At 64.0% G+C, this 2,433-nt stretch carries 2 protein-coding genes and 1 pseudogene; all 3 read right to left on the minus strand.

Annotated features, from left to right (window positions below; all coding sequences use genetic code 11):
* Positions 1-74 precede the first annotated feature (74 nt).
* On the minus strand, positions 75-1,451 hold the full coding sequence (locus QMZ05_RS40680; protein ID WP_353705869.1) for an MFS transporter: 1,377 nt from the start codon (positions 1,449-1,451) through the stop codon (positions 75-77).
* Positions 1,452-1,529: 78 nt separating this feature from the next.
* Positions 1,530-1,834 (minus strand): annotated as a pseudogene (locus QMZ05_RS40685) (GIY-YIG nuclease family protein).
* A gap of 78 nt (positions 1,835-1,912) precedes the next feature.
* The coding region (rmuC, locus tag QMZ05_RS40690; protein WP_353705870.1) for a DNA recombination protein RmuC at positions 1,913-2,433 on the minus strand (521 nt) is incomplete at its 5' end.

The raw sequence follows: 2,433 nt of genomic DNA on the forward strand, positions 1-2,433 counted from the left end.
TGACAGCATTCACCCCAGAGGAATGCGCGAACTACCTCGAAAATTCAGGCTATCGAACCTAATGCCATCACGCTTTAAACCCGCACCGGCCCCAGTTCCTCAAAATGCCCGCGCCGCTGCAGCCACGCGAGCAGGATCAGGCTCGGGACCGCGACCAGCACGCAGATCACGAAGAACATCTGCCAGCCGACGGCCTTGGCGACATAGCCCGCGCCCGATGACAGATAGGTGCGGCCGACCGCCGCAAGCGCCGTCAGCAGCGCGTATTGCGTCGCGGTGTGCAGCGGATTGCGGCACAGCGCCGACAGATAGGCGACGAAGATCACGGTGCCGATCGCACTGGTGAAATTCTCCGCGGTGATCGCAAGTGCCAGCGCCCATTGATCGACCCCGACATGCGCGAGCCACGAGAACGAGAAGTTGGCGACCGCCTGCAGCACGCCGCCGATCCAGAGGCTCTGCGCGAGCGAATAGCGGCGCGCCACGAAGCCGCCGGCAAAGCCGCCGATCAGGGTGGCGGCGAGGCCGACACCCTTCACGATCGCCGCGTAATCGACCTTGGAAAAGCCGATGTCGATCACGAACGGCGCGGTCATGGTGCCCGAAAACGCGTCGGTGAATTTGAACAGCACCACAAAGGCGAGCGCCGCAAGTGCGTCCTTGCGGCTGAGGAACTCGGAGAACGCGCCGAGTGCGGCGTGAAACACCCGCTCGGCAGCGTTCTGCGCCTGCGTGGCCGCCTCCGCGCCTTTCGATTGCGCCGGCTCGGTCGCGGCAAGCGCGGTGACGATGCCGATCACGACCAGCGCGGCCATCACCACATAGCCCCACATCCACGCCGACGGGCGCACGAGGCCTGCGGACTCGAAGCCGCTGACGATGAACAGCGCACCGGCGGTCGAGACCAGCATGCCGACGCGGTAGGCCGCGACATAGGACGCCATGCCGGCGGCCTGCTCGCTTTCCGGCAGGCTTTCGACGCGGAAGGCGTCGACCACGATGTCCTGCGTCGACGACGCCGTTGCGACCAACAGCGCAGCAAAGGCCGCGAACCACGGCGAGCGTGCCGGATCGGCCACCGCAAGCAGCAGGATCGTCGCGATCAAGAGCAGCTGCGAGAGCAGCAGCCAGCCGCGGCGGCGTCCGAAAACTTGCGTGAACAGCGGCACGTGCAGCGCGTCGACCAGCGGCGCCCAGAGGAACTTCAGCGTGTAGGGCGTGCCGATCAGCGCCAGCAGCCCGATGGTGCCGAGATCGACCCCGGCCTCCTTCATCCACACCTGCAACGTCGAGCCAGAGAGCGCCAGCGGCAGCCCGGAGGAGAACCCGAGCAGCAGCACGATCAGCACCCGCGGCTGCAGGTACACAGCAAGGCCCTCGCGCCAGGAGGTGGCGGCGGGGGCTGCGGGTGGCTTGGCGGACGCGTCTGACAAGGCTTCAGGTGCGGTCATAGAGAGGTGGTTACCAGATTCGGCCCAAAAAGACTTATCATCGCCCGGCTTGACCGGGCGATCCAGTATCCCAGAGGCCTATCCGCCCCCACCCGCAATCTCCGGATAAAGATCAATCCAGTCCGGATTGTCCTTCTCAATTAGGGCAATCTTCCACGCGCGCGGCCATTTCTTCAGCCGCTTCTCGCGCTTGATCGCGTTCTCAGGATCATCGAACTGCTCGAAGTAAACGAGCTTCACCACATCGTACTTCTCGGTGAAACTCTCGTGAGTTTCAGCTTGTGCTCGCCCACACGGCGAATGAGGTCATTTGTCACGCCGATGTAGAGCGTGCCGCCGATGTGGCTGGCGAGGATGTAGACGTAGAAGCTGCGCGCGCTCATCTACGGCCTCTGGGATACTGGATCGCCCGGTCAAGCCGGGCGATGACACCATTTGCTAGATGACAGCCAGGCTTCCATCTACTCCCCCGCCTGCAGCTTGCGCGGGGCGGGGAACAGGTCGGTGGCGGCGGGCTTGACGAAACGCGGCACCTCGATCGGGGTCTCGGACTTGCTGAAATCGAGCTCCTCGATGCGGCCGGCGCGCTTTTCGATCTTGTCGGCGGAGATCAGGATCTGCCGGACGTCCTCGTTGACCTGGCCGAAATGGTTTTGCAGCTTGAGCACGCGTTCGCGCAAACGGCCGAGGTCGTCGCCGAGATGCATCACCTCGTTGCGGATCTGATCGGCGGCGTCGCGGATCCGTGCGTCCTTCAGGATCTGCTGCATCACCTGGATCGCCAGCATCAGGAGCGAGGGCGACACCAGCACGACGCGGGCGCGATAGGCCTTCTGGATCACGTCGTCGAAGCCGTCATGGATCTCGGCATAGACCGATTCCGACGGCACGAACATCAGCGCGGTGTCCTGGGTCTCGCCCGGGATCAAATATTTCTCCGCGATGTCGCTGACATGCTTCAGCACGTCGGTACGCAATCGCT

Source organism: Bradyrhizobium sp. INPA03-11B (assembly GCF_040446015.1).
In the GTDB taxonomy this organism is placed as follows: Bacteria; Pseudomonadota; Alphaproteobacteria; order Rhizobiales; family Xanthobacteraceae; genus Bradyrhizobium; species Bradyrhizobium macuxiense_A.